The 25,954-nt window shown below is 57.7% G+C and carries 25 protein-coding genes and 1 tRNA gene; 8 read left to right on the forward strand and 18 right to left on the reverse strand.

Annotated features, from left to right (window positions below; genetic code table 11):
• Positions 1 to 28: 28 nt before the first annotated feature.
• From CR155_RS03745 to CR155_RS03760, 4 genes are read right to left on the reverse strand one after another with little or no spacing between them, the layout of a single operon-like run.
• On the reverse strand, positions 29 to 781 hold the full coding sequence (locus CR155_RS03745; protein ID WP_102068650.1) for an ABC transporter ATP-binding protein: 753 nt from the start codon (positions 779 to 781) through the stop codon (positions 29 to 31).
• On the reverse strand, positions 778 to 1,557 hold the full coding sequence (locus tag CR155_RS03750) for an ABC transporter ATP-binding protein (RefSeq protein WP_102068651.1): 780 nt from the start codon (positions 1,555 to 1,557) through the stop codon (positions 778 to 780). The genes CR155_RS03745 and CR155_RS03750 overlap by 4 nt, the downstream gene beginning before the upstream one ends.
• Positions 1,554 to 3,440 carry an ABC transporter permease gene (locus CR155_RS03755; RefSeq protein ID WP_102068652.1) on the reverse strand — a complete coding sequence of 629 codons (1,887 nt, stop codon included), beginning with the start codon at positions 3,438 to 3,440 and terminating at the stop codon, positions 1,554 to 1,556. Before CR155_RS03755 ends, CR155_RS03750 begins: the two co-directional genes overlap by 4 nt.
• A gap of 41 nt (positions 3,441 to 3,481) precedes the next feature.
• Positions 3,482 to 4,693: an ABC transporter substrate-binding protein gene (locus tag CR155_RS03760; protein ID WP_102068653.1), complete on the reverse strand. Its 1,212-nt coding sequence runs from the start codon at positions 4,691 to 4,693 to the stop codon at positions 3,482 to 3,484.
• A 114-nt stretch (positions 4,694 to 4,807) separates the two neighbouring features.
• Between CR155_RS03760 and CR155_RS03765 the strand changes: the two genes are divergently transcribed.
• A complete protein-coding gene (locus CR155_RS03765) occupies positions 4,808 to 6,697 on the forward strand; it encodes an LTA synthase family protein (RefSeq protein ID WP_102068654.1) in 1,890 nt (629 codons plus the stop codon).
• Positions 6,698 to 6,703: 6 nt separating this feature from the next.
• Here the strand turns inward: CR155_RS03765 and CR155_RS03770 are convergent, their stop codons facing one another.
• On the reverse strand, positions 6,704 to 7,285 hold the full coding sequence (locus tag CR155_RS03770) for a DJ-1/PfpI family protein (protein WP_102068655.1): 582 nt from the start codon (positions 7,283 to 7,285) through the stop codon (positions 6,704 to 6,706).
• 225 nt (positions 7,286 to 7,510) lie between these two features.
• Here CR155_RS03770 and CR155_RS03775 point away from each other — a divergent pair, with 225 nt between their 5' ends.
• Together CR155_RS03775 and CR155_RS03780 are read left to right on the forward strand one after the other, a co-directional pair.
• Entirely contained in the window at positions 7,511 to 9,097 is a 1,587-nt protein-coding gene (locus tag CR155_RS03775; protein ID WP_102068656.1) for a TerC family protein, read from the forward strand.
• Positions 9,098 to 9,148: 51 nt separating this feature from the next.
• Positions 9,149 to 9,225: transfer RNA gene (locus CR155_RS03780), tRNA-Pro, on the forward strand.
• 120 nt (positions 9,226 to 9,345) lie between these two features.
• Here CR155_RS03780 and CR155_RS03785 read toward each other — a convergent pair.
• Genes CR155_RS03785 through CR155_RS03805 form a run of 5 tightly spaced genes read right to left on the reverse strand, consistent with a single transcriptional unit; the run spans position 9,346 to position 14,014 of the window.
• Positions 9,346 to 10,995, reverse strand: coding sequence for an acyl-CoA synthetase (locus CR155_RS03785; RefSeq protein WP_102068657.1), 1,650 nt, complete (start codon positions 10,993 to 10,995; stop codon positions 9,346 to 9,348).
• Positions 10,996 to 11,048: 53 nt separating this feature from the next.
• Positions 11,049 to 11,717 carry a glutathione S-transferase family protein gene (locus tag CR155_RS03790; protein ID WP_102068658.1) on the reverse strand — a complete coding sequence of 223 codons (669 nt, stop codon included), beginning with the start codon at positions 11,715 to 11,717 and terminating at the stop codon, positions 11,049 to 11,051.
• On the reverse strand, positions 11,714 to 12,559 hold the full coding sequence (locus CR155_RS03795) for an enoyl-CoA hydratase/isomerase family protein (protein ID WP_102068659.1): 846 nt from the start codon (positions 12,557 to 12,559) through the stop codon (positions 11,714 to 11,716). The genes CR155_RS03790 and CR155_RS03795 overlap by 4 nt, the downstream gene beginning before the upstream one ends.
• Positions 12,560 to 12,593: 34 nt before the next feature.
• On the reverse strand, positions 12,594 to 13,208 hold the full coding sequence (locus tag CR155_RS03800) for an LON peptidase substrate-binding domain-containing protein (protein ID WP_102068660.1): 615 nt from the start codon (positions 13,206 to 13,208) through the stop codon (positions 12,594 to 12,596).
• 32 nt (positions 13,209 to 13,240) lie between these two features.
• A complete protein-coding gene (locus tag CR155_RS03805; RefSeq protein WP_102068661.1) occupies positions 13,241 to 14,014 on the reverse strand; it encodes a 5'-methylthioadenosine/adenosylhomocysteine nucleosidase in 774 nt (257 codons plus the stop codon).
• Between the two features lie 100 nt (positions 14,015 to 14,114).
• Between CR155_RS03805 and CR155_RS03810 the strand changes: the two genes are divergently transcribed.
• Positions 14,115 to 14,606: a CreA family protein gene (locus CR155_RS03810; protein ID WP_102068662.1), complete on the forward strand. Its 492-nt coding sequence runs from the start codon at positions 14,115 to 14,117 to the stop codon at positions 14,604 to 14,606.
• A gap of 10 nt (positions 14,607 to 14,616) precedes the next feature.
• Here CR155_RS03810 and CR155_RS03815 read toward each other — a convergent pair whose 3' ends face one another.
• Complete coding sequence (locus tag CR155_RS03815; protein ID WP_233213881.1) at positions 14,617 to 15,342, reverse strand: spermine/spermidine synthase domain-containing protein; 726 nt, start codon at positions 15,340 to 15,342, stop codon at positions 14,617 to 14,619.
• Between the two features lie 93 nt (positions 15,343 to 15,435).
• Between CR155_RS03815 and CR155_RS03820 the strand changes: the two genes are divergently transcribed.
• Both CR155_RS03820 and CR155_RS03825 read left to right on the forward strand, forming a co-directional pair.
• Entirely contained in the window at positions 15,436 to 16,374 is a 939-nt protein-coding gene (locus CR155_RS03820) for an alpha/beta hydrolase (protein ID WP_233213883.1), read from the forward strand.
• 103 nt (positions 16,375 to 16,477) lie between these two features.
• The gene (locus tag CR155_RS03825; RefSeq protein ID WP_102068664.1) at positions 16,478 to 16,906 is read left to right on the forward strand and encodes an AMP-binding protein; all 429 of its coding nucleotides are present in this window, start codon (positions 16,478 to 16,480) and stop codon (positions 16,904 to 16,906) included.
• On the opposite strand, the gene CR155_RS03830 is transcribed toward CR155_RS03825, so the two are convergent.
• Positions 16,896 to 18,875, reverse strand: coding sequence for a BCCT family transporter (locus tag CR155_RS03830; RefSeq protein ID WP_199171665.1), 1,980 nt, complete (start codon positions 18,873 to 18,875; stop codon positions 16,896 to 16,898). The genes CR155_RS03825 and CR155_RS03830 overlap by 11 nt on opposite strands.
• Positions 18,876 to 19,020: 145 nt before the next feature.
• Between CR155_RS03830 and CR155_RS03835 the strand changes: the two genes are divergently transcribed.
• Positions 19,021 to 19,431 (forward strand): DoxX family protein, encoded by a 411-nt coding sequence (locus CR155_RS03835; protein WP_102068666.1) that lies wholly within the window; start codon positions 19,021 to 19,023, stop codon positions 19,429 to 19,431.
• A gap of 42 nt (positions 19,432 to 19,473) precedes the next feature.
• Positions 19,474 to 20,388 carry a patatin-like phospholipase RssA gene (gene rssA / locus CR155_RS03840; protein ID WP_102068800.1) on the forward strand — a complete coding sequence of 305 codons (915 nt, stop codon included), beginning with the start codon at positions 19,474 to 19,476 and terminating at the stop codon, positions 20,386 to 20,388.
• Positions 20,389 to 20,403: 15 nt separating this feature from the next.
• Here the strand turns inward: rssA and CR155_RS03845 are convergent, their stop codons facing one another.
• From CR155_RS03845 to pstS, 6 genes are all read right to left on the reverse strand, one after another.
• Positions 20,404 to 20,640, reverse strand: a complete 237-nt coding sequence (locus CR155_RS03845; protein WP_102068667.1) for a hypothetical protein — start codon at positions 20,638 to 20,640, stop codon at positions 20,404 to 20,406.
• Between the two features lie 18 nt (positions 20,641 to 20,658).
• A complete protein-coding gene (locus CR155_RS03850; RefSeq protein ID WP_102068668.1) occupies positions 20,659 to 21,972 on the reverse strand; it encodes a S8 family peptidase in 1,314 nt (437 codons plus the stop codon).
• Between the two features lie 158 nt (positions 21,973 to 22,130).
• A complete protein-coding gene (pstB, locus tag CR155_RS03855; RefSeq protein WP_102068669.1) occupies positions 22,131 to 22,910 on the reverse strand; it encodes a phosphate ABC transporter ATP-binding protein PstB in 780 nt (259 codons plus the stop codon).
• Between the two features lie 39 nt (positions 22,911 to 22,949).
• Complete coding sequence (gene pstA, locus CR155_RS03860; RefSeq protein WP_102068670.1) at positions 22,950 to 23,810, reverse strand: phosphate ABC transporter permease PstA; 861 nt, start codon at positions 23,808 to 23,810, stop codon at positions 22,950 to 22,952.
• A gap of 14 nt (positions 23,811 to 23,824) precedes the next feature.
• Positions 23,825 to 24,763, reverse strand: a complete 939-nt coding sequence (gene pstC, locus CR155_RS03865) for a phosphate ABC transporter permease subunit PstC (protein ID WP_102068671.1) — start codon at positions 24,761 to 24,763, stop codon at positions 23,825 to 23,827.
• A gap of 121 nt (positions 24,764 to 24,884) precedes the next feature.
• Complete coding sequence (pstS, locus tag CR155_RS03870) at positions 24,885 to 25,928, reverse strand: phosphate ABC transporter substrate-binding protein PstS (protein WP_102068672.1); 1,044 nt, start codon at positions 25,926 to 25,928, stop codon at positions 24,885 to 24,887.
• Positions 25,929 to 25,954 lie beyond the last annotated feature (26 nt).

Consider the following 25,954-nt stretch of genomic DNA (forward strand, 5'->3'; position numbering starts at 1 on the left):
ACCGAAGCCTGCGCGATGTCGCGCAGGCTTACAACGACAAATAAGAGCGTCGGACCTGCTCGTCTTCGGCCAGTTCCGACATCGACCCGCTGTAACGGATGGCGCCCTTCTCCAGCACGTAGGCACGATCGGCGACAAGTCGGGCGAAGTGTATGTTCTGTTCGGAAAGCAGAACACTGGCGCCACGGGATTTGAGGGTCAGGATCATCGCGACCATCTGTTCTATGATGACCGGCGCCACGCCTTCGGAGGGCTCGTCCAGCAACAGCATGTAGGGATTACCCATCAGTGTGCGCGCCACCGTCAGCATCTGTTGTTCGCCTCCACTGATCGCGCCGGCCGGACGCTCTTTCATGCCGGCCAGATTTGGAAACAGCTCATCGATAGCCTGCACGGTCCAGTTCAATCCTGGCCGTCCGTCCGGCCACGTTCTGTTGGCCTGCCGGCCTGTGATCAAATTTTCCTTGACCGTCAGTTCGGTGAAGATACGTCGATCTTCGGGTACGTAGCCCAGGCCCAGTCGCGCCACCTCGTAGGGTTGGCATTTTTCAAGCGCGTGCCCCATGAATCGTATCCGTCCGTCACGCCTGGGTCCCAGGCCCATGATGGCCTTGAGTGTCGTGGATTTACCGGCGCCATTGCGCCCCATCAATGCCACGACCTCCCCCTGGCCGACCTCCAGCGAAACAGCGTGCAGGATGTGTGCGGCACCATACCAGGCGTTGACCCCGCTGAGCGTCAATAAGGGCGCCGGGACTGTGCCATCGTGTGCTTGTCTCATGACGCCTCGCCTCCGGGCGCCACAGCCTCGAAAGTCTTGCCGGTTCCGAAATAGACAGCCTGCACCTCGGGATGGGCGCGCACATGTTCGGCGTTGCCCTGCGCGATCAAGCGGCCGCGCGCCAACACGATGATACGGTCGGCATAGGCAAAAACCACGTCCATACTGTGCTCGGTGAACAGGACTGCCATGTTTCTTTTGACTACCAGGCTTTTTACCAACGCCACCAGCGCATTGCGCTCGGCCGGGGCCATGCCAGCCGTGGGCTCATCCATCAACAGCAACCTTGGTTGTCCGGCCAGACTCATGGCCAGCTCCACCCGTTTGACATCGCCATAAGCCAACTCGCTGCAGGGGCGGGAAGCCTGATTGTGCATTCCCACCTGCTCCAGCAGATCCAGCGCTTCGCTGCGAAACCGATGGGTAGCCGCGCGCCAGAACGAATAGACCTTGCGGTGATGGGACAGCAGGGCCATCTGAACATTTTCGAGCACGGTCAACGATGCGAACGTCGCCGCAATCTGGAATGTGCGGCCCACCCCCATATGGGCGATCCGGTAGGATGGCGTCCCCAGCAGTTCGCGCCCGTCGAACCGGATGGAACCCGCACTGGCTGTCAGTTGCCCGCCCACCATATTGAAGGTGGTGGATTTTCCAGCACCATTGGGACCTATCAGCGCCAGCAACTCGCCGGCGGCCAGGTCGAAGCTGATGTCGTCAACGGCGGTGTTGCCACCAAAGTGCTTGGCCAGGTTGCGCACTTCCAGCAGGCTCATGAGCGCTTTTCCTTGTCTTGCATCAGCAAGCCGAAATGACCTGCAATGCCTTGCGGGAAGGCCAGCACGATCAGGAGTATGACTGCACCGAACAGGGCTCGCCAATACTCGGTGATACCAATGAAGTAATCCTGCAGTATCGTGAAGCTGGCCGCACCCACCACGGGACCGAACAAGGTCTGTATGCCGCCGAGCATAACCATGATGAGCGCATCGACGGACTTGGCGACGGTGATGACTTCGGGCGACGTGCTGCCTTTCGAAAATACATACAGCCCCCCCGCCAGCCCTGCCAAAAGGCCGGCGACGATAAAAGCAAGCCATTGCACTCGCTTGACATTGATGCCTGTCGCGTCCGCACGCAAGGCTGAATCGCGGGAGGCTCGCAGGGCATAGCCGAAAGGCGCGAACACCATACGTCGTACTGCGACGATGGCCATGATCACGATGGCCAGCGTGAAGTAATAGTATGCATCGCCCGACAACCATTCTTCAGGCCATATGCCGATGATGCCATTGGAGCCACCCGTGACCGCATCCCATTGGTACACGATAGACCAGGTGATTTGCGCGAAAGCCAGTGTAAGCATGGCCAGGTAAACCCCCGAAAGCCGGATACAGAACCAGCCGAAAACAATTGCCGCCAGGGCTGCCGCCAGCGGCGCTAAAAATAATGCGCCTCCCATGCCGGTCCATTGCGACTGGAACAACAACGCTGTTGCATACGCGCCAATTCCGAAATAGGCGGCATGACCGAATGATGCCATGCCCCCCAGGCCCATCATGAAGTGCAGACTGACGGCAAACAGAACGGCTACCAGAATGTCTTGAGCCAATACTGTTGCATACGGCAAGGTGCCCGACAGCAAGGGCAGGACGGCGAAAAGGGCGATAAGCGACATTGCCAGCCATTTGAACCCGGTGCCGGCGGTACGCAAGGGTGCGTCCGGCCTGCCGATATGGCGTATGGTCGCCAGCGGCTTGCCCCGAAGACCCCACGGTCGGAACACCAGGACAAAAGCCATGAAGATGAATTCGACCACCAGCGTCAGCTTGGGAAAGGCGATGCTCATGCCGCCTATTTCCATGACGCCCAGGGCGATGCAGAGGGCCTTGAGCTGGGCGATGATCAAGGCGGCCAGATAAGCACCTGGAATCGACCCCATGCCGCCCACGACGACCACGACGAAGGCATCACCGATAACGCTCAAGTCCAGCATCAAGCTGGCAGGCTGGCGTGGAATCTGGATTGCCCCGCCCAGTCCCGCAAGGAAGGCGCCAAGAGCAAATACGCTGGTAAAAAGCCAGCCCTGGTTCACCCCCAGCGCCCCAAGCATTTCACGATCTTGCGTGGCAGCGCGGACCATTGTTCCCCAGCGAGTACGCGTCAGCAACAGCCACAAAGCCAGCAACACGGCAGGTCCGATCACCATGAGAGCTAGATCATATACCGGCAGATAGCGCCCCAGAATCGATACCGACCCGTTCAGACCTGGGGCAAGTGGGCCCAGCAAATCATCTGGACCCCATATCCACAAGGCGGCATCATTGAACACCAGTACCAGCGCAAACGTGGCAAGCAACTGGTACATCTCCGGCGCCTTGTAGATGCGTCGAAGCAATACCATTTCCACCAATGCCCCCAGGGCGGCCACCACAAGCGATGCGGCCACCAGGGCGACCCAGAAACCGAAAGCTGTCTGCCCCCACTGCTGGACGATGGAGTAGGCAACATAAATGCCCAGCATGTAGAACGAGCCATGCGCAAAATTGACGATGCGGCTGACGCCGAAAATCAGTGAAAGACCCGCGGCCACCAGAAACAGGGAAGACGCCTCGGCCAGGCCGTTCAGGAACTGAACGATAAAACCAGTAAGCTGCATTGCGGATTACGGCGCCCAGGGCGCCGCGCCCTGTGACAGGATTAATCGGCCGACACGGGCCGCCATTGCCTGACCTGTTCGTCGGTGGGTTGTACGCTCGCGCCGTCCACATAGGTGAAGTCCGTCATGACGCCCTTGCCATCCTTGATGGCCAACGTGCCAACATAAGCGCCCATCGTGGACTGGTGGTCGTTGGCACGGTACTGGACGCGTCCGAAGGGAGTATCGACTTCAAGGCCTTTGAATGCCTGGACCAGGGCTTCTGTATCGGCGCTGCCGGCTTTCTTGATGCCCGCCGCCAAGGACAGGATTGCGTTGTAGCCGACCACGCTGCCTAATCGGGGGTAGTCGTTGTGGCGCTGCTGGTAGGCTTTCAGGAATGCATCATGTTCGGGTGTGTCGATGGCATACCACGGATAGCCAGTCACCACCCAGCCCACGGGCGTCTCGCTGCCAAGCGCATCGAGATATTCAGGCTCGCCGGTAAGCATGCTGACCACCGGCAATCCCTCGAAGAAATTACGCTGCGTCCCCGCACGGACGAATTTCGAGAGGTCTGTAGCGAACAATACGTTGAACATGGCTTGCGGCTTGGCATCGGCCAGCGCTTGCACGACGCTGCCCGCATCGATCTTGCCCAGCGGCGCCGCCTGCTCTGCCACGAATTCGACATCCGGCTGTGCCTGCTTGAGCAGCGTCTTGAAGGTGGCGACTGCCGACTGTCCGTATTCGTAATTGGGATAAACAATAGCCCAGCGCTTCTTGTTCATCTTCACTGCCGCGGGTATCAACATCGCCACCTGCATATAGGTGGAGTTGCGCAGTCGGTAGGTGTAGCGGTTTCCGTCAGCCCAGACTATTTTGTCGGTCAGCGGCTCGCTGGCAAGAAAGAAGACTTTCTTGTGCTTGGCGAAATCGGTGACCGCCAGACCGATGTGCGAGAGGAACGTCCCGGTGAGAACATCGACCTTGTCGCGAGTCAGCAGCTCTTGCGCCGCGCGGACCGCGTCGCCCGGATTGGAGTTGTCATCGCGGATGATCAATTCAAGTTTCTTGCCATTCACTCCGCCGGCGGCGTTGATCTGTTCCAGGGCCAGTTCCATGCCCTTTTTGTAGGGCCCTAGAAAGGCAGGCTGGGTCTTGTAGCTGTTGAGCTCGCCAATTCTGATGACATCTTGCGCCCACGCCGAAGTGACCGCCAGGGCCAGGGCGGCAGCGCCAAACAATTTTGCATAAGGGCGGGGAATGGTCATGTGAGTTCCTGTGCTGGACGGATCAGGGAGTAATCGCAATAAATTGTACGCAATATGCAGGTCTATGGTCGCAACCATTACACTACGCGGTTAACTGATCTTTAAATACTAGCAATGCGCGATTTGACCCTGACTTTTATCATATCCAGCTTGGGCCTGCTGATGTTGAGCCGTGGCATGCTCGCAGCGTGGCAATGGCAGCGGGTGAAACAGGCCGGTGGCATTCTGCCCATACTGATCGGCGGCTTGCGCATCGATGCAAACCAGATAGCCATTATTGCGGGAATCCCCGCGGTGCTCTCCCCCTGGATCGGGCACATCCCGCTGGCGGTCGCGATCACGGGATGGTGGTTCATGTTCGCGTGGCTGTTATTGGTACTGCTAGAGGTCTCGACCCCGCAATTCATCCATGAATATGATACCCGTCCGAACCGTCTTTATGTGGAATACCTGAAGCATCCAAACGAAGTGTTTGGCATGCTCTGGAAAGGCTACAAGACGGTCATATTCGGCGGCGTCGCTGTGCTCGCGCTATCGGCGTGGATTGCCTATACCCTGTTCATCGCTGTTCCGCCCGATATCAAAATGGTGTGGTGGGCACGTCCCTTGGTGTCCCTGGCCGCCGCCGTCGCAACATTCCTGGCCATACGCGGCACGCTGGGCCATCGACCCATCAATCCGTCTACCGTCGCCTATTGCAGCGACAGTATGCTCAATGCGTTACCGCTCAATTCCCTGTATTCGGTCAGCTATGCCTTGTACAGCATGAAAAATGAACGTTCGGCGGAAGACGTCTATGGCAAGATAGAACCCGACGAAATGAATGCCTTGGTCAGGCAAGGCGCAGGCATTGACCAATGCAGTGTCGACATCCCGACACTGCATGCGCAACACCCCAGTTCCAAGCGCTCGCGCCCGCTCAATGTCGTGATGATCGTCCAGGAAAGCCTGGGCGCGCAGTACGTGGGCAATCTTGGCGGTGCCCAGCTTACGCCATGCCTGGACGCGCTGTCACGTACCGGATGGAATTTTACGCGTGCCTACGCCACGGGCACCCGCTCAGTACGTGGGCTCGAAGCCGTGGTTGCCAGCTTTCCGCCCACCGTCTCTGATGCCGTCCTGCGTCTTTCCGGTGCGCAAAGCCACTTTTTCACCCTGGCGCAGGTTTTGAAGCAACAAGGCTATCGATCCAGCTTCATCTATGGCGGCGAGGCTCATTTCGACAACATGAAGAGCTTCTTCCTGGGCAACGGCTTCGATGACCTTCATGATCTTCCGACATTCAAGAACCCTGCCTTCGTCGGCACATGGGGCGCCAGCGATGAAGACATGTTCAACAAGCTGGACCAGGTCCTGCAAGCCACACCCGATCAACCCACTTTCACGCTCGCGTTTTCGGTCAGTAATCATTCACCCTGGGAATACCCGAGCGGCCGGATAGATCCCGACGGTAACCCGGCCACTGTCGAGAATACAGTACGCTACGCGGACTGGGCGATCGGCCAGTTTTTTGACCGGGCCCGGCAATCCGACTACTGGGACAACACGGTGTTCCTGATCGTAGCCGACCATGACTCGCGCGTCGGCGGCGCCAGTCTTGTTCCCTTGCGCCATTTTCATATTCCCGCGTTGATTCTCGGTGCCGACGTGGCGCCGCGCAGCGACAACAGGTTGATCAGCCAGATAGACCTGCCAACCACGCTGCTGTCGATTATGGGGGTGGAGTGCGAACATCCCATGATAGGACACGACCTGACAAAAAAAGGCGGGGGGCGCGCCATGATGCAATACGGCGAAAACTACGGCTATTTGAAAGGCGACACATTGATGGTGCTGGAGCCACATCGCGACCCCAGCCAGTACACATATCAGGCGCCCTCCAGCTATATTCCGGTACGCGCAGACGCCGAGCTTGCACGGGAAGCGCTCGCGCACGCGGTATGGCCCAGCTGGGTATATCAGAATCAGGCCTATACGCTTCCACACTTGCAGGCAAAAAAATAAGATTGGCTATTCGTGCGTAATGCGCGTTCCAAGCACCGCCAGAAACTGCGCCATCCAGGCGGGATGCGCAGGCCATGCGGGAGCGGTGACCAGATTTCCGTCGGTATGTGCTTGGTCTATTCCTATTTCCGCGAAAGTGCCACCAGCCAGCCGGACCTCGGCGGCGCACGCCGGATAAGCTGAACACGTACGGCCTTTCAGTACGCCTGCCGCCGCCAATATTTGCGCGCCATGGCACACGGCGGCTATGGGCTTACGGGCGGAATCGAACTGCCGGACGATCTCGAGTACTCTGTCATTCATGCGCAGATATTCGGGGGCGCGGCCGCCCGGAATAACGAGCCCATCGTAATCATTGACGTCGACATCATCAAAATCGTGGTTCAACGCAAAACGGTGGCCCGGCTTCTCGCTATAGGTTTGCGCGCCTTCGAAATCGTGGATGGCGGTCGCGACCGTATCGCCCGCCTTTTTATCCGGGCAAACCGCATGCACTGTGTGGCCCACGGTAAGCAGTGTCTGGAACGGCACCATCGTTTCGTAGTCTTCAGCGTAATCGCCGACCAGCATTAACAGTTTTTTGCTCATGATTTGCCTCGCCATGGATTTACTTGCTTAATGACACGCCGCCCGCAAGTGATCAGCGGCGCCTTGCCGGCAAAGGCCGGCGCATCATCTTCGATCGAAACGCATGAAATTACAAGCTCATCGGGCATCTGACCCTAGAGTGAATTTCACTCAGCTTCTGGCAATTACTGCCAAGCCTGTCCAAATGCCACCTATAATTGTCATTTTTTCATTGGAAGCCCCCTAATGGAGCTGTTGCTTGACCCCGCCGCGTGGGTCGGCCTGTTAACACTTGTCGTCCTTGAAATCGTACTGGGCATCGACAACCTGATTTTCATTGCCATATTGGCGGACAAGCTTCCGCCCGCGCAGCGAGACCGCGCACGCGTCATTGGCTTGTCGCTCGCCCTTGTCATGCGTCTGGGCCTGCTATCCGGCATCTCATGGCTGTTCAAGCTTACCGAGCCGCTATTCTTCGTAGGCTCTTCCGCTTTTTCGGGACGCGATCTTATTCTGATTGCGGGCGGCTTCTTTCTGGTGTTCAAGGGCACCATGGAAATGCACGAAAGGATCGAAGGCAAGGCGGCCAGTATGTCCGGATCGCGCATGTACCCCGGTTTCTGGATCATAGTGACGCAAATTGTGGTGCTGGACGCGGTCTTTTCGCTGGATGCCGTCATTACCGCGGTGGGCATGGTGGACAGGCTGGAAATCATGATGGCCGCCGTAATTATCGCAATCGGCATCATGCTGGTCGCGTCCAAGCCATTGACGCGCTTCGTCAATGCGCATCCCACCGTGGTCGTCCTGTGCCTGGGATTCCTGCTGATGATAGGTTTCGCGCTCGTCGCCGAAGGTTTCGGCTTCAAAGTGCCCAAAGGCTACCTCTATGCCGCCATCGGGTTTTCAGTGGCCATCGAAACACTCAATCAAGTTGCCCGGCGCAATCTGATCAATCTGGACACACCCCGTCCCATGCGCGAACGCACCGCTGAAGGCATCCTGCGCATGTTGGGCAAGCGTCCCGTCTATTCCGACAATACCGGCGATCACCCGCCTTCGGATCCTTCCAACACACCCTTTGCCGTCGAAGAACGCAATATGGTCAGCGGAGTGCTCAGGCTGGCTGATCGCAACGTGCATTCCATCATGACGCCCCGCACGGATATTACATGGATCAACCTGGAAGACGAGCCCGAGGCCATACGTCAGGAAATTAACAATACGCCGCACGGTTTTTTCCCCGTGTGCCGCGGATCGTTGGACGAAATTGTAGGCATAGGCCGTGCCAAAGACATGATTGCCGACCTGATCACACATGGCACGTTGAATGAGAAAGTCTTCCGCCCCCCCATCATCGTTCATGAAACCGTCCGCATACTCGACCTGATCGATACGCTCAAGGCAGCCCGCGGACAACTGGTCATTGTCATCAATGAATTCGGCACCGTCGAGGGCCTGGTCACGCCCATTGATGTTTTCGAAGCCATAGCGGGCGATTTCCCGGACGAAGACGAAACGCCTGACATCATCACCGCCGGCGAGAACCGGTGGATCGTCGACGGTGCGGCCGACATGCACCACTTCCAGCAAACACTCGACCTCGAAGGCTTGATCGAAGAGTCGGACGAATACAGCACGGTGGCCGGCTACCTGCTGCGCCAGTTCGAACGCCTGCCAGAGGTGGGCGAAGAGCTCACCTTGAAGCATCACAATGCCGCCTTCGTGTTCCGCATACTCGAACTGGAGGGTCGCCGTATCGCCAAGCTGAGTGTGGAAAAACGCGGCCTCGATGAAAACAATGACGAGGTTGGCCCAATCATCGCATCATGATCCATTTTGTATGTTATAGTAGCTGGCTGTTGTAAGCAGTGAACAAAAATTCGGGGCGTAGCGCAGCCTGGTAGCGCATCTGGTTTGGGACCAGAGGGTCGAAGGTTCGAATCCTTTCGCCCCGACCAATACTAAAGCGGCTTAGCAAGTTTTCTTGCTAAGCCGCTTTTCTTTTGCTGTGATCCGAATACCGGCGATCTGATGGGAATCGCGCGCAATCGCACGCGCCCGGGTCATTTGCCAACGGCTTATGCCTTCCCTTGCGATGCGCGCCATTGCGCCACGGTGTCGCGCAATTCCCGCCTGATCACCTTGCCTGTCGTCGTCATCGGCAATTCATCCACGAAAAAAATCTCGCGTGGATACTCGTGCGCTGCCAGTCGAACTTTCACGTGCTCCTGGATTTCCCGCTTCAGGGCGTCGCCGGGCTGCTGGTTTTCGTGCAAGACCACCACCGCGACGACGATCTCGGTCCGCTGGGAGTCCGGTGCTCCGACCACGGCGGCCATTTTCACGGCGGGATGCTGCAGAATGCTGTCTTCGATCTCGCCCGGTCCGATACGATAGCCGGCCGAGGTGATGACATCATCATTGCGTCCCACGAAGCGTATATAGCCGTCGCCATCCATCGCGCCCAGATCGCCAGTAAGCAGCCAATCACCGATGAATTTCTGCTCGGTTGCCTCCAGGTTATTCCAGTATTGCAGGAACATGACCGGATCCGGCCGCAATACGGCAATATTGCCGGTTGCACCGGCGTTGACCATCGCACCTTGATCGTCGACGATGGCAACGCGGTGTCCGGGCACTGGGCGCCCTATCGAGCCGGCACGAATGGGCATGAGATCGGTGCATGACGAAACCGTCATATTGCACTCCGTCTGACCATAGAACTCGTTGATGGTCAGCCCAAAACTACGTCGACCCCAATCCAGCAGCTCTGACCCCAGCGTCTCGCCTCCGCTGGCCACTGACCTAAGGCGATAGGACCAGCGCCGTTCGGGATTGGCCACGGAACGCATCATCTTCAGGGCAGTGGGAGGCAGAAATGTATTGCGTATCTCGAAATCCTGCAGCAGCTGGAAAGCCGCTTCCGGCGTGAATTTCTGAAAGCGATGCGCGACTACAGCAATACCGTGGTGCCAGGCGGGAAGCAACACATCGAAAAGCCCGCCGATCCATGCCCAATCGGCAGGCGTCCACATCCGGTCGCCCTCCTGCGGGAACAAATTATGGGATATCTCCACGCCCGGCAAATGACCCAGCAGTACCCGGTGAGCATGCAGCGCACCCTTGGGCTGGCCGGTTGTCCCCGATGTATAGATAATGACCGCGGGATCGTCGGCGGCCGTATCGATGGCGGTGAAGTCGTTACTATGGCCGGCCAACTCGCGGTGCAGGTCCATAGTGCCGGACAATGCGCCTTCTGTAGTGAACACCGCCTGCAAATCCGGCAGGCGATCACGAATCTCGAACAGCTTCGCCGCGCCTTCGCTGTTGGTGACGACCACTTTCGCTCCACTGTCGGCAAGTCTAAATTGCAGGGCTTCGGCACCAAACAGCGAAAACAGCGGAATGGCGATGCATCCGGATTTATAGATGCCGATATGCGCCATGGCGGTTTCGGGCGCCTGGGGCAGGAGCACGCCAACTCTGTCGCCAGGCGCCACGCCCACACTGCGCAGCAGGTTGGCGAAGCGATTGGAGGTTTCATGTATCTGGCCGAAGGTGTAGTTGCTGGCCTTCCCGTCATGTCCAACCTGAATCAGCGCGAGGCGGCCGGGATCCTGCTCGGCCCACTTGGTGCACACATCGGCACCAATGTTGTAGCGCGGCGGAATAGACCACTTGAAACGTTTGCATAGGTCATCGTAGTCTGCTGGTGCTGTTGGTAACATGGCCCTTCTCCGCGCTGAATTGGTATCGTGATTGAATGAAACGTGGCCCCGCGCTATGGAGTGGTCAAGGGTGCGGGGACGACCGAAACTTTTTGCTCGACAGCAGCCCTGTACTGGGAGTCCAGGGCCATCCGATAACCATCGCGATTCTTCAGTCTTCTCCAATACTCGCGAACGGTTGCCGGAAATTCCGGTTCCATGTCAAGGAACTCGGCAAGCATCAGGGCATAACCCACCGAGATGTCTGCGGCAGTGAACCGGTCTGCACACAGAAATTCGTGCTCGGACAACACGGCGTCCACGGCCCGCAGACGCGCCAGAAACCAACGCCTGTAGTCCGCCTCAACTTGAGGATTGCGGCGTTCCGGCGTCTCGAAACGTCCGTATCGAAGGACTATCGTCTGCGGAAATGTGAGCGTAGCCTCGCCAAAATGCAGCCAGTTCAGGTAAGCACCGAAGCATGCTTCGTCCGGCTTCACATCCATCGAAGCTGGACCGTATAGGGCCGCGATATATTGGCACATTGCCGCCGATTCCGTCATTCGGACCTGGTCATCAAAAAGCGCGGGAACCGTGCCAAGGGAATTGATCTGCAAGTATTCGCGGGCAGCATACCGGGGCGGAAAGGGAAGCATTTTGAGTTCATAGGGAATGCCACACTCTTCCAGCGTCCACAAGGGACGGAACGATCGGGCGCTGACGCAGTGATATAAGAGGATCATGAATCCGTCACCTCGTTGCTGGAACCGGCTGACATAGAGACCGAAGGCGCCTTGGCAATTCGGGCAACCCATTCCGGTTCTCGCCTGTCCAAAAAAGCGGTCATTCCCTCTTTTGCCTCTGGCTGGGAACGCAGCACGGCAATCCGTCGCGCTGTATCTTCCAGCACGGTATCGTCGACGCGTTGCTCGGCCACATTACGAATCAGGTCTTTGGCGGCACTTTGCGCTGAGGGTCCACCCAGCAACAGGGCATCCACGATCTCTTGCACCTTGCTATCGAGATGCTCGGGCGCCACGACCTCGTGCACCAATCCCAATTGCGCAGCACGCTCGGCAGACAGGCGTTCTGCCGTCTGGAAATAACGGTAGGCCTGGCGCTGTCCGATCGCGCGTATGACATACGGACTGATTGCCGCAGGAATCAGGCCGAGGCGAACCTCGGATGTCGCAAAACTGGCCGTCGACGACGCAATGCAGATATCGCAGGCCGACACCAGGCCCATGCCACCACCCAGCGCCGCGCCATGCACCCGCGCGATGGTCGGTTTGGAGATCTCTGACAGCGTGCGCAACATGGTAGCCAGCCGGCGCGCATCATCGTGGTTTGAAAGGGAATCCGCATCGGCGGTTTCCCGCATCCAATTCAGGTCGCCTCCCGCTGAAAAGCTCTTGCCGCGGCCGGCCAGCACAATAACGCGCAGCGACGTGTCGGCATCCAGGACATTGCAGGCGGCGGTGAGCTCTCGAATAAAGGTGGCATTGAACGCATTATGCACGGCCGGACGGTTCATCCAGACCGTTGCGACCGGGGCATCGACGTGAATATCCAGGGTTTCGTACATAGGTTCCACTAATGGTTATCTCGATAAGGCGCAATCAGGACATCAGTCCACGGTCCGTCATGTACTTGTGTACACACTCCAGCCGCCAGACGGGGTCCTGCAAAGCAAGTAATCGTAGCTTCTCTTCGGTACCCAGTGGCAATAATTCGCACCATCGGTCGGCTACCCAGGCACTTTCATCGAGACGAAACGGTGGCGCTATGGGCATCTCGGAGACCGGCACTCCGTCTTTTTGAAGCTGTGCAATGATTTTACCCAGGGCATCGGCACTACGCTGGAGTGACGCCGGTATTGGCACTAGCGGATCGTCGGCGACAGGCAGGATGGTTCCCATCCATAAACCGTATTTGGCTTTTGCGCTGGACAGCAGATGGAAACGCGACGTACCTGTGCACCGCAAATGCAATAGCGCAGGCATCGGGGCGGTCCATTCGTCGATGCGCGCCATGGTCCCGACCGTTGCCAATTCTTCGCCGCCTTGCGGCTGGCGGACTTCGCTGCCGCTGATCAACGTGACGACGCCGAACTCTGTCTTATCGGCAATGCACTTCCTGATCATATCGAGGTAACGCACTTCGAAGATACGCAATGTCAGCAGACCTGCCGGAAACAGCGTGGTGCTGAGGGGAAACAGGGGTACGGAGTTCATGGATCGTAGTCCTTCTGAATAAGCGAGGCGACTTATCGACCTTGACTGGAGCAATGCATAAGGAAACGCGTGAGGATTCCTGCAGAATAAAAGCGGGCCACCTGGGTCAGGAATGTAGTGAAATCGATGCCGGCCGTATCGTCGGCCCGGTCGGATATCGTCCTCAATACGCCGCAGGGCACCCCATATTCATAGCATATCTGTGCCACCGCCGCCCCTTCCATTTCGACGCATAGGGCATCAGGCAAGGCGCTACGCAGCACGGCAACCGCGGACGTATCGCAGACAAAGCAATCGCCGCTGATGATGGTGCCGCAATACACTTTCGGATCGTCGATGCCGAACGCGCCTCGCGTGGCGGAAAGCACTTCCCCGGCGAGGTCCGAACCGAGGTAGTCGTTTGCACATTCGCTCAGCAAGGCGACCATCTGCGCGTCGGCGTCGAAATAGCTGCGGCCCAGCAAGGGAACTTCGTAGCGGGAAAACAAGGGCCTGGCATCGAGGTCGTGCTGCAGCAGCGTCCGGGCTACCACGACATCCCCAACGCGCACGTGTTCCGCCACGGCCCCCGCCAGACCGGTAAAGACAACCACGGTTACGCGGAATTCGCGTATGAGCGTCACGGCAGTCGCCGCGGCGGCGACCTTGCCGACACGAGCGAGTACAAGCACACAGCGGCGCCCCGACAGCCGCCCCTCGTAATATATGCGCTGGCCGATATGGCGCATGACAACATCAGGCCCCATTGCCGTCAGCAATGTCGCAATCTCTTCCTGCAGGGCCGCAAGGATGCCAATGGTGCTCATTTACCGTATTCCCAGGTCAAAACGTGCAATATGCATTTAACCACGGTCACACAGAACAAGCTCTCGGGCTAAAATTCGCTTTTTTGCCTTGCGTGCCGCCATGAAACACCTATTTGCCTTCATCGTTCTGGCTGCCGCCAGCATCCTGGGTAATACCGCCCATGCTGCGGAAGTAGGTTGCGTCAGCACCACTTGGCGTGTGCTCAACAACGACAAGGTCTGCGTACAGTCATTCAAGGATCCCGGCGTCGACGGCGTGGTCTGTCATGTTTCCTACGCACAGACGGGCGGCATATCCGGCGCCTTGGGCTTTGCAGAAGATCCTTCACGGTTTTCCATTGCATGCCGTCAGGTCGGTCCCATCCAGGGCAAGAAGCCCGTGCGCCAGGCAGAAGAAAATGTCTTCACCCAACGCATGAGCTTCCTGTTCAAGGGATTGAATGTGTCTCGGCTGGTGGACCAGGAGAACAACTCGCTGGTATACCTGGTGGTCAGCGAGAAGGTTATCGAGGGTTCGCCGTTCAACGCCATTTCATCGGTTCCCCTCATGCCGTGGAACGATCAGCCACCCAGGCTCGATGTGAAAAAGTGACCGCTTTTTTCTAGGTTCCCTGCATCCAGCTCTGCAGGCCATCCACCCATGACTCGGCCGGCAAGCCTAATGTGGCCCGAATCATCGCGGCCCGCTGGTACAAGTCGGTGAAGTCGATCGACGGTGCAGTCTTGAAGCCAATGGCAACGACATTGCCGTCGTGCACTTCGGGCAACCAGGCGATGGCCCCGAAACCGGCTTCCATGGCCTCCAGGTTTTTGCCGTGATCGGGAGCGTCACAAAACAGGTTGACCGTCAGGATGCCATGAGGCGCAAGACAGTCCGCGCACGCCTGATAAAAGGCTGGCGACTCGTACACCGGGCCTCGCGCCTGGGCGTCGTACAAATCCACCTGCAAGACATCGACTGTTCCATGATTTTGAACGTCCTGGACAAACGCCATGGCATCCATCTGCAACACCCTGAGCCGTTCATCGTCGGACAGTAAAAAGAACTGGGACCGGCAGGCAGCGATCACCGCAGCATCAAGCTCGATGGCGGTCACTTTCGCCGTCGCGAAATGGCGGTGGCAGAATTTGGTCAAGGCGCCGGCGCCCAAGCCCAGTTGCACGATGTGCTGAGGTGTCGCATTAAACAACGTCCACATCATCATTTGCTGGACATACTCCAGATCGATCGCATACGGATCCGCAATTTTCATCGATCCCTGCACCCATTGAGTGCCGAAGCGCAGAAACCTTACGCCGTTCTCTTCTGTCACTGTTATGCCGCTCATGCGTGCACGCATCCATTGTTGAACAATTCGACCGCCATAGTGCTCTATCCTGTATGAAAAACACCTGCGCCGCGCGCAGGGAACTTAAGGTTCATGACACTGCTCTTATTATCTCGCACCTTCTTCCTGCCCGAGACCATGCCCACCCGATTACGTTTCTTCCTGCTTGCCACGATCTGCAGCCTGCTCCTTGCCGCCGTTGGCTATGAGGCGCTCGATCGATGGCAGCGCGCAACAATATTTTCAATCGAGCTGGGCGAAGGCCGCTGGTGGCGCGAACCTCCCTCCAGAACGGAAATTTTCGACATCAATCTGGCCGGAAATGGCACGGTCCGTGCCTGGTACCTTGCACACGCTGATCCCAAGGCACCCACCGTCCTTTACCTTCATGGCTCGCGTTGGAACCTCAATGGCAGTGTGTTCCGCATTGAACGATGGCTGGAAATGGGATTTTCCGTGCTTGCAATCGACTATCGCGGCTTTGGCGAGTCGAGCCCATTGCTGCCCTCTCAGGCCAGCGCAACGGAAGATGCGATTGCCGCACTGCACGAACTCGAGCAGCGCCAGCCCGATCCGTCGCGCCGCTACGTATATGGGCATAGCCTTGGCGGCGCCATCGCCGTCTCCATGGCAGCCCACACGACACACCCCGCATTTGCGGGACTCATCCTGGAGTCCACTTTCACCAACATCCAAGACATGATCCCCACCACCGGGTATTCGGCCATACCGGGACTCCATCGCCTGGTCACGCAGCCGTTCGACTCCGTCGGGTCAATAAACCAGGTGCGCAGCCCGATTCTGTTCCTACACGGCACGAACGACCAGATCGTACCGCACACCATGAGCGACCTTTTATTTGGCGCAGCCAGAAACCGTACTGACACCATCCAGCAACTGGTCAAGATACCAGGCGCCTCGCACTCGGGCGTAAGCCGCAGCGGTTCGTCCTACGAAAAAGCCATAATGAATTTCGTCGGCCTGACCTCGTCGTCGACGAACGACGCGGCAAGATATCAGGCTCACCGCTGAATCGAAGCGTCTGCCTCGGCGTGGCAGCAAATGAACCGAAGCCACGCGAAACAGTTACCAGAAGCTATACTCGGCGCATATTATCTTTTCAAAGGCCGTCAGCATGCAGCTTACACTTGAAATTCTGGAAAAACTGGCACTACAACATGGCGACGACATCGCCATCGAAGACGCAAGCACTCAGGTCAGCTATTCAGAACTCGTCACCGCGGTGAACGCGCTGGCGGTCGCACTGCAGTCCAAAGACCCGGTACCCGGATCACGCGTGGGGTTATGCGCTGCGAATTCAATGGAATATATCGTGAGCATGCTGGCGATATTGGCGGCAGGAAAAACGCTTGTTCCCATGAACTGCCACGGCACGTCCGAACAGATGCTGCAAATTCTGATGGACACCCATCCCGGCACCGTGCTTGTCGATGACATCGGCGATGCCCTGGTCAAAAGCGAAGATGACTTGAAAATCCCTTTCTCGCAGTTTCCGGGGCTGGTCCTGACCTATCGGGACCAGAAACCGGCAATTACATCGTAGTACCGGGGTCGAGCGAATAAAGATAGTGGCGGAAACGGTCGTAGTGATTGATGATATCGGCCACCACCTGATCGGCATGATATCCATAGATATCGTAGCCCCGCCCACCCTTGTTCAAAAATACCTCGGTACGATAAAAGCGACGTTTTTCGCCATCCCTGCGCGCGGCATCGGTCAGCGCAAATGCAGGAATGGGCTGGCCGACCATGCGGACCGCATAGGTGAAGTCCTGGACCTCGTCGGCATGGCGGATCACCAGTTGCATGCCGTCGTCGAGGCGCACCGAGTCGGCGTCGATCTGGCGCTTCCTCAGCTCCGAAGCAACGGTCTCGAATGCTTCGGCAACAGTCTGGTCAATGAATCCGCTGGCCTGTTTTCTGGTGGGATGGCTCACGATACTGGCCAGACGCTGGCGCAAGGACAATCCACCTTGGCCGCTGACCAGCGGCGCAATCGGCAAATTGCGGCTCGCCTGGATGGACACCTCATCGCGCAAGCCCTTGAGTATGCCGTAGCACATCAACAGCATCACCACGCATAACGGCAGCGCCGCAATGACGGCGACTGATTGCACCGCCTCCAGTCCTCCCGCCACCAGTAGTCCGGCCGCAACACCGCCGCAAGTCAAAGCCCAGAATATCCGCAACCATAGTGGTGGTTCTTCTTCTCCTTTGGAGGTAATCATGGCGATGACGAGGGCTCCCGCATCGGATGCGGTGACAAAATAGACCGCGACCAGCAGGCCGGTGACCCAGGCGAGGAAGTTGGACCATGGCAAATAATCGAATACCGTGAACAGGGCCAGGGGAAGATTCGCCGCAACCGTTTCGGATATCTGTCCGTTCGCTACGTTGAGATCCAGCCATATGGCCAGATTGCCGAAAATCGTGAACCAGACAAAGCTGAAACCGGCGGGCGCGAACAGCACACCCAGCAGGAACTGGCGTATTGTGCGGCCGCGCGAGATCCGCGCGATGAACATGCCGACAAACGGCGACCAGGAAATCCACCAGCCCCAATAAAACAGCGTCCAGTCACCCACCCAGGCAGTGGGTTCGTACGCATAAGTATGGAAAGTTCGCGCGACAAACGCATGAATATAAAGGCCGATGTTCTCGACGAAAACGCGCAACAAATAGGTTGTGGGGCCAAGCGCCACGATCAGGATCATCAGAAAGGCCGAGACGATCAGTATCGATTCGCTAAGTCTCCTTATGCCGTTGTCCAGTCCGGTGGCGACCGTGAATGTGGCAAGCAGCGTGACAATGCCGATGAGCAGCAATTGAACGGTCAGGCTTTGGGGCAGGCCAAAGAGATAGTTCATGCTGGCATTCAGTTGCGCTACGCCCAACCCCAGCGAAGTGGCCAGTCCGGCAAGTGTGCCGACAACGCCGAAGATATCGATGAAGTCGCCTATTGGCCCGTGAATACGATCACCAATGATGGGATGAAAAGCAGACCGCAGGGCCAACGGCTGTCCGCGCCGATAGCCAAAATAGGCCAGAGCCAGTCCAAGTACTGCATAAATTGCCCAGGCGTGGATGCCCCAGTGGAAGAAGGTGATTTCCATCGCGTCGGCTGCCGCTTGAGCGGTGCGCGGCGGCGCATCCGGGGGGTGGGCAAAATGCATGATAGGTTCCGCCACACCATAGAACACTATCCCTATCCCCATCCCGGCGCTGAACAACATGGCCACCCAGGTGCCGAACTTGTAGTCAGGTACCGAGTCGTCAGGCCCCAGTTTGACCTTGCCGAGACTACTCATGGTTAGACCGAGCAGAAATATGACGAAGATGCCCACCGACAGCATGTAGAACCAGCCGATCTCGCGAATGATCCATTTGTTGGCACCATTGAACAGTGCCGCCGAGCCTTTGGGCTCAAACATGGCGAAGCCTATGAGTCCCAGCGCAATAAGTGCTGAACCGAAGAATGTCACGGGGGCAACACCGCTGAAGTTAATACGCAAGTTATGCTCCTGTCTGATGCTGCAGCTCATGGCCGGATACGTCCGCCCAATTCACTGCCAGATAAGTCGCTGCTTCGCATCGTCTGTTCTACTTCTATAATGACGCGACGCGCTACCGCACTTATCATTACCACGGGATCCGAACATGTCCACCGCTACTCAGGAAGACCTGGCCAAGCTTATTCTGCGCCTGGCCATCGGCATATTCATAGTACTGCATGGCATTGCCAAAATGATCAACGGCGTAGGCCCTATCGAAGGCATGATGGTTGCGCGCGGCCTACCGGCCTTTTTTGCCTGGGCCGTCTATATTGGCGAAGTGCTCGCACCACTGATGCTGATACTGGGCCTGTACACGCGACTGGGCGCCTTGCTGATCGCGCTTAACATGGTCGTCGCCGTCGCGCTGGCACACAGCGGCCAACTGATGCAGCTGGGTGGCAGCGGTGGATGGCGGCTGGAACTCCAGGGCCTCTTCCTGTTCGGCAGCATCGCCATTGCCTTGCTGGGCGCCGGGCGTTTCAGTGTAGGCGGCAGGGGCGGAAGCTGGAACTGAACCCGCCCTTCCTTCCTGCCTGGCGTCCTTATGGGAGCAACCATGCATAAACACGTGCGCCAGCCCCGTATAGGCTTGGCGCTGGGTAGCGGATCGGCCCGTGGCTGGGCTCATATTGGTGTCATTCATGCTCTGGCGAAGGCAGGCATTCGGCCCGATATCGTTTGCGGCACGTCGATTGGGGCGCTTGTGGGCGCAGCCCATGCCGTCGGCGAACTCGACCGGTTCGAGCAATGGGTAATAGGTTTGGGTATCAAGGATGTGGTCGCTTTCATGGATTTCCGCCTGAACGGCGGCATGCTCAAAGGCGAGCGCCTGATGGATTTCTTTCGCCGCAACTTCATTGACCAGCCCATTGAAACGCTCGGAATGCCGTTCGGCGCCGTCGCCACGGCGCTGCATACCGGCAATGAAGTATGGTTGCGCAATGGATCCACCGTTGACGCCGTGCGTGCTTCCCTGGCCTTGCCCGGCCTATTTTCCCCCGTATGGCATGATGGGCAATTGCTCGTCGATGGAGGACTGGTCAACCCGGTACCGGTTTCGCTGGCGCGTGCCATGGGAGCCGACTTCGTCATTGCCATTGACTTGAACTCCGATATCCTGAGCCGCCATACCAGCCGTGCCGCCGCACCCGTCCCACAAACCACAGGCACCGTCGGGTCCGAATGGATGCGCAAACTGCAGATGAACCTGAGTTCATTCCTGCCTGAATCCGTCCCACCCGAGCTGCGCCTCCCATCCATGCTGGACGTAGTCGCCGCCAGCATCAATATCATGCAGGTACGCATCACGCGCAGCCGCATGGCAGGCGAGCCGGCCGATATCGTCATTTCACCCCGACTGGCGCACCTGGGACTGCTGGACTTTCATCGCGCAAAAGTGGCTATTGACGAAGGTCAGCGGGCGGCCGAAGCTAGCATTCCAAGTTTCGTGGAACTGGGATTGATAAGCTGATTGCGCACAGCCTGCTCAATTGCCGGGGTGCCCGCCCAGCGGCCCGACCTCGCGCGATGCCTCGACATGGCGCACGCCCAGTATATGGCCGAGACTGCCGATGCGCGTTTCGTCCACCGTGCCATAAATGACGCCAATTGAGGTCATCTGGCGCTGCACAGCCATGCCGACGTCTATGCAGCGGTCGACGACCTCCGAAAACCGCCCAAGGTAATCGTCGTCCACAAGCACAGTTACCAGGATTCGGGTCATGGATTGGAACGCCTCATGTCAGGGTGCCTGGACAAGTCCTGCGCCGACATCGCGGGAAGGCTGGGTCAGGCGCCTTGCTGTCTGCACGAGAATATTGAGCAAGGCTCGACTGCGCAATGCCGGATCCGACTGGGCGTGGAGCGCGGCGATTCCGGCCACGAAAGGTGTTGCCATGCTGGTACCGCTCAGGGTGTTGTGCCGCTGCGGTACAGGCCATGACGATAGAACCTGGACTCCTGGACCCGCGATGTCGACCTGGCCGCCGTCGGGGACTAGCCCTGCGCATGAAAACGAGGCAGTCTGCAACGCCTGATCAACGGCTCCTACCGCAAAAATCGATGGGCAATTTGCCGGATGAGACACTGGCGCTATCAGCTCGGGCCGCCGGCTTTCGTTGCCTGCGGCGGCAATGATGACAGTACCCGCGGCCAGTGCGCGCCGCGCCACTTCTTCAAATACCTTGGAATAGTTCTGGCCGGACTCCAGCGAACTGCCCAGCGACATGGATATGATGTGACAGCCATGCTCTATCGCCCAATTGATTCCTTCAAGCACGCTACCGTCTGCACCACCACCCTGGTCACCAAGGACTTTACCGATATATAGCTCGACCTCGCCCGCCACACCGTAACGGGGTCCGGCGGAGGGACGTGCGGGGCCACCTGCGATGCCTGCGCAATGAGTGCCGTGCCCGTTCCCATCCTGGACCGACTCGCCGTCGACGAAAGAGCGCGACACAATCTGTCGCGCCGCGAAATCGGGGTGTGTCAGGTCCAGCCCGGTATCCAGGACAGCAAGCTTCACGCCCCTGCCGTTATACGTCGAAACGGCGGAACGTGTCACATGCACTCCCCAGGACATGGATGCCTCGTCCGGTGGCGTGGAAGGCGGATGCACGATCGCTGCCGGCCCCTGCCGCTCAAGCGCTCGGTCCACGATTTCATTGACCGCATCCCGATACCCTTTCAAGTAAGCGGCCAATGACTCCGGATCGTTGGAAGGCGTGACCGGAATGCCAATGTCCTTGGGCCTTGCCATGGCCCTGACCTGCCTTTCCAGTTCTATCGCTAGAATTGCCGGATTGCTTTCCTGGGCCGCCATGGCCAACAAGCGTCGCTTTTCCTCGCCGCAACGTAGCAGGGCCACGCCTATCCGGTCGAACACAACGGCACATTGATCGGTCAATTGAGCGCGAGGCAGCTCGCCGTCCGGTGCAAGGGTGGCGATGCTGGTCACCTGGCCGCCTGTCAGCTCTTTCAGGGCTCTGAAGGCTTCCTGCTTCCGGTCCTGGCACAACAGGACCAGATAGCGCCTGCTAGGGATCGGATCCATATTGACACTCCTGGATATCTGCAGGCGGCCCCTTACCTACGGCCGAGGATCGCCTGGCGGACGGCGTCCCCCCGAATGGCCGACCCAAAGAGGGACGCCCCTTACAGCATGCAATGCAGACCGGGAGGCGTCAAGCCGCAAATACTACATTTGGTGTCTTATCCGAAACGGCCCGTTATGTAGTCCTCTGTTTCCTTGCGGCCCGGCTTGACGAAGATCTGGTCGGTCTCGCCGAATTCCATCAGTTCGCCCAGGTACATATAGGCTGTGTAGTCCGAACAGCGGGCGGCCTGCTGCATGTTGTGAGTCACGATGACCACGGTGTAATCGGACTTCAGTTCGGCAATGAGTTCTTCAATTTTGGCCGTGGAAATGGGATCAAGGGCCGAACATGGTTCGTCCAACAAAAGGATTTCCGGCTTGATGGCTACGCCCCGTGCAATACACAAGCGTTGTTGCTGGCCGCCAGAGAGGCTGTTGCCGCTTTGGTTCAGCTTGTCCTTGACTTCGGTCCACAAAGCCGCCTTGGACAGCGCCCATTCGACGCGCTCATCCATTTCGCCCTTGCTGAGCCGTTCGAACAGACGCACACCAAAGGCGATATTATCGTAGATGCTCATGGGAAAAGGTGTGGGCTTTTGGAAGACCATGCCGATCTTGGCCCTGAGCAAGGAGATATCGGTTTTGGATGCCAAGAGATTTTCGCCGTCGAGAATGATTTCGCCCTCGGCACGTTGACCCGGATAAAGCTCGAACATGCGGTTGAACGTGCGCAGCAGCGTAGACTTTCCGCAACCCGAAGGACCGATAAAAGCAGTGACCTTGTGCTCTTTGATGGACAGGTTCACGTCTTTGATCGCCTGGTACTTTCCATAATAAAAGTTCAGGTTCTTGACTTCCAGCTTCGTGCGTTCGGGTGTGAGCGTAGTGTGTGGCATAAGGATTTCCCGGTGGAAGCAGGGCTTCCAGCCATATTGTCATTTACGGAACAGGCTGCGCGCGGCAATGTTGATGCCCAACACCAGCAATGTGATCAGGACAGCGCCCGCCCACGCCAGTCGATTCCAGTCTTCGTAGGGGCTGGCTGCATACTGGAAGATAACCACAGGAAGGTTGGCGATAGGCGCATTCATATTCATGGACATGAACTGGTTATTCAGCGCGGTAAACAATAAAGGCGCGGTTTCGCCTGAAATACGTGCAATTGCAAGCAAGATGCCAGTGATGATGCCGGAGCGTGCGGCCCGATATGAAATGTTCATCACGATGCGCCACTGGGGGCATCCCAGCGCCGCGGCCGCCTCGCGCAGGCTGTTGGGAACGAGTAGCAACATATTGTCGGTGGAACGCACAACGACCGGGATGACCAGTATGGAAAGCGCCAGTGCGCCCGCCCAGCCCGAATAATGTCCGACCTGCGCCACGTAGATTGCATAAATGAACAAGCCAATGACGATGGAAGGCGCCGACAATAACACGTCGTTGAGAAAGCGGGTGGCGGGGGCCAGCCAGCCGCGCTGACCGTACTCGGCCAGGTACGTGCCCGCCAGCACGCCGATCGGCGTACCAATAAGCGTACCCACCGCGGCCATCATGATGCTGCCCAGAATGGCGTTGAGCAGGCCACCGTCGGCGCCCGGTGGGGGCGTGGCCTCGGTGAACAGCGTTAACGATAAGGCCGAGCCGCCTTTGATGAACAAGGTAAGGATGATCCAGCAAAGCCAGAATAAGCCAAATATGACGGCAACGGAAGACAGCCCCAGCATTATCCGGTTGAAACGCTGTCGCTTTTTGAAGACCGGGTTGGACAGGTTGACGACGGAATCAGAAGTAAACATGGCTTATGGCTCGGTTAGTGCGAGGTCCCTTCGCCCTTGGACAGGCGAAGAAGCAGGAGTTTCGAGAAAGCCAGCACGACGGTGGTGATCAGGAACAGGATCAGTCCTAGTTCCAGGAGCGCGGCCTTCTGCATGCCGCCCGCCTCGTTGAACTCGTTGGCCAGCGCCGACGCTATGGAATTCGAGGGCGAAAATATCGAGGAAGGCAAGTTGAAAGCGTTGCCGATGACGAAAGTAACCGCCATGGTTTCGCCCAAGGCACGCCCCAGGCCCAGCATGATGCCGCCTATTACGCCGGTTTTGGTATACGGCAGCACGACCCTCCAGACCACCTCCCAGGTTGTGCTTCCCAGGCCATAGGCCGATTCCTTGAGCAGAGGCGGAACCAGTTCGAATACATCGCGCATCACGGCCGTAATGAACGGAATCACCATGATGGAGAGAATGAGGCCAGCCGTGAACACGCCTATGCCGAAAGGCGGGCCGGCAAAGACATCGCCCAGTACCGGAATGCCGGCGAACAAGTCAATGACATGCGGCTGTATGTACTGCTGGAATATGGGCACGAACACGAACAGTCCCCACATCCCGTAGATAATGGATGGAATGGCCGCGAGCATTTCGATGGCAGTGCCAAGCGGCCGGCGCAGCCAGACCGGGGAGAGCTCGGTCAGGAACATGGCAATACCGAAAGACACAGGTACCGCGATGACCAGCGCAATGAATGATGTAAGCAGAGTGCCCACAATGGGTACCATTGCCCCATAGACGTTCTGCACGGGATCCCAGTTATTGGTCCACAAGAAGGCAATGCCATGCGCTGCTATTGATTCACGACTTCCATAGAGCAGCGATACCATGATGGCCGCCAGCAGTATGAATACCAGAAACGCAAAGGTGCGCGTCAGGTTCTTGAACAGAACGTCCATGACCGCGCTTCGATTATTTTTCATGTCGGCTTTTTAGCGTTTCGTGGAAAGACCATGAGTATAAAACCACATAATAAGGACGGTGCCATCTGCACAGCACCGTCCTGGTATGACTTGCGAGAAGATCGAAAACCGATTTTACCTGTTACTTCCAGATGGCACTGCCGTCAGCAGCCTTGATTTCGGTTTTCCATGCTTCGGCGATCTGGCTGGTCACGTTGGCAGGCATAGGAACATAGTCCAGTTCCTCGGCCATTTTGCCGCCCTTCTTGAAGGCCCAGTCAAAGAAAGCAAGCGTGGCCTTGCCATTTTCCGGCTTATCCTGCTTTTTATGTACCAGGATGAAACTGGCCGACGTTACAGGCCATGATTCGGCGCCGGGCTCTTCGGTAAGTACTACGCCCATTCCGGGTGCGCTTTTCCAGTCGGCATTGGCGGCCGCTGCGGCAAATGCCGACTGCGTGGGCTGAACGAATTTTCCGTCCTTGTTCTTGAGCTGGGTCCAGGACAGATTGTTCTGCTTGGCATAGGCATACTCGACATAACCGATCGAGTTCTTCAGCTGGCGAACATAGGCCGCGACGCCTTCATTGCCCTTTCCGCCCTGACCGGTGGGCCACTTTACTGCCTTGCCTTCGCCGACTTGCTCTTTCCAGGCAGGAGAAACCTTGGACAGATAATTGGTCCAGCCGAACGTCGTACCGGAGCCGTCGGAGCGGTGTACCACGATGATGGAAGCGCTAGGCAGCTTCACATCAGGGTTCATCGCCTTGATGGCCGGATCATCCCACTTGGTGATTTTGCCAAGAAAGATATCCGCAAGCACAGGGCCCGAGAACTTCAGTTCGCCGGGCTTGATGCCGGCAATATTGATGACGGGAACCGTTCCACCGACAATTGCCGGAAACTGGAACAAGTTATTCTTTTCGAGCGCGTCGGCCTTCATCGGATCGTCTGACGCACCGAAATCAACAGTCTTCGCAATGATCTGTTGTTGTCCGCCGCCCGAGCCTATGGACTGGTAATTGATGCGGTTGCCGGTTTCTTTATTGTATTGGTCGGCCCATTTGGCATAGATGGGATACGGGAACGAAGCGCCTGCACCGGTAATGTCGGCAGCATGCGCTGTCAGGGAAGCTGCAGCAAAGGCGACGCCGACTGACACCTGTAAAAAAACGCGTTTGAACATGGAGAAATCCTCTTGACCTTGCACTA

Origin of the sequence: Pollutimonas nitritireducens (assembly GCF_002849615.1) — a bacterium.
Lineage (GTDB): Bacteria > Pseudomonadota > Gammaproteobacteria > Burkholderiales > Burkholderiaceae_B > Pollutimonas > Pollutimonas nitritireducens.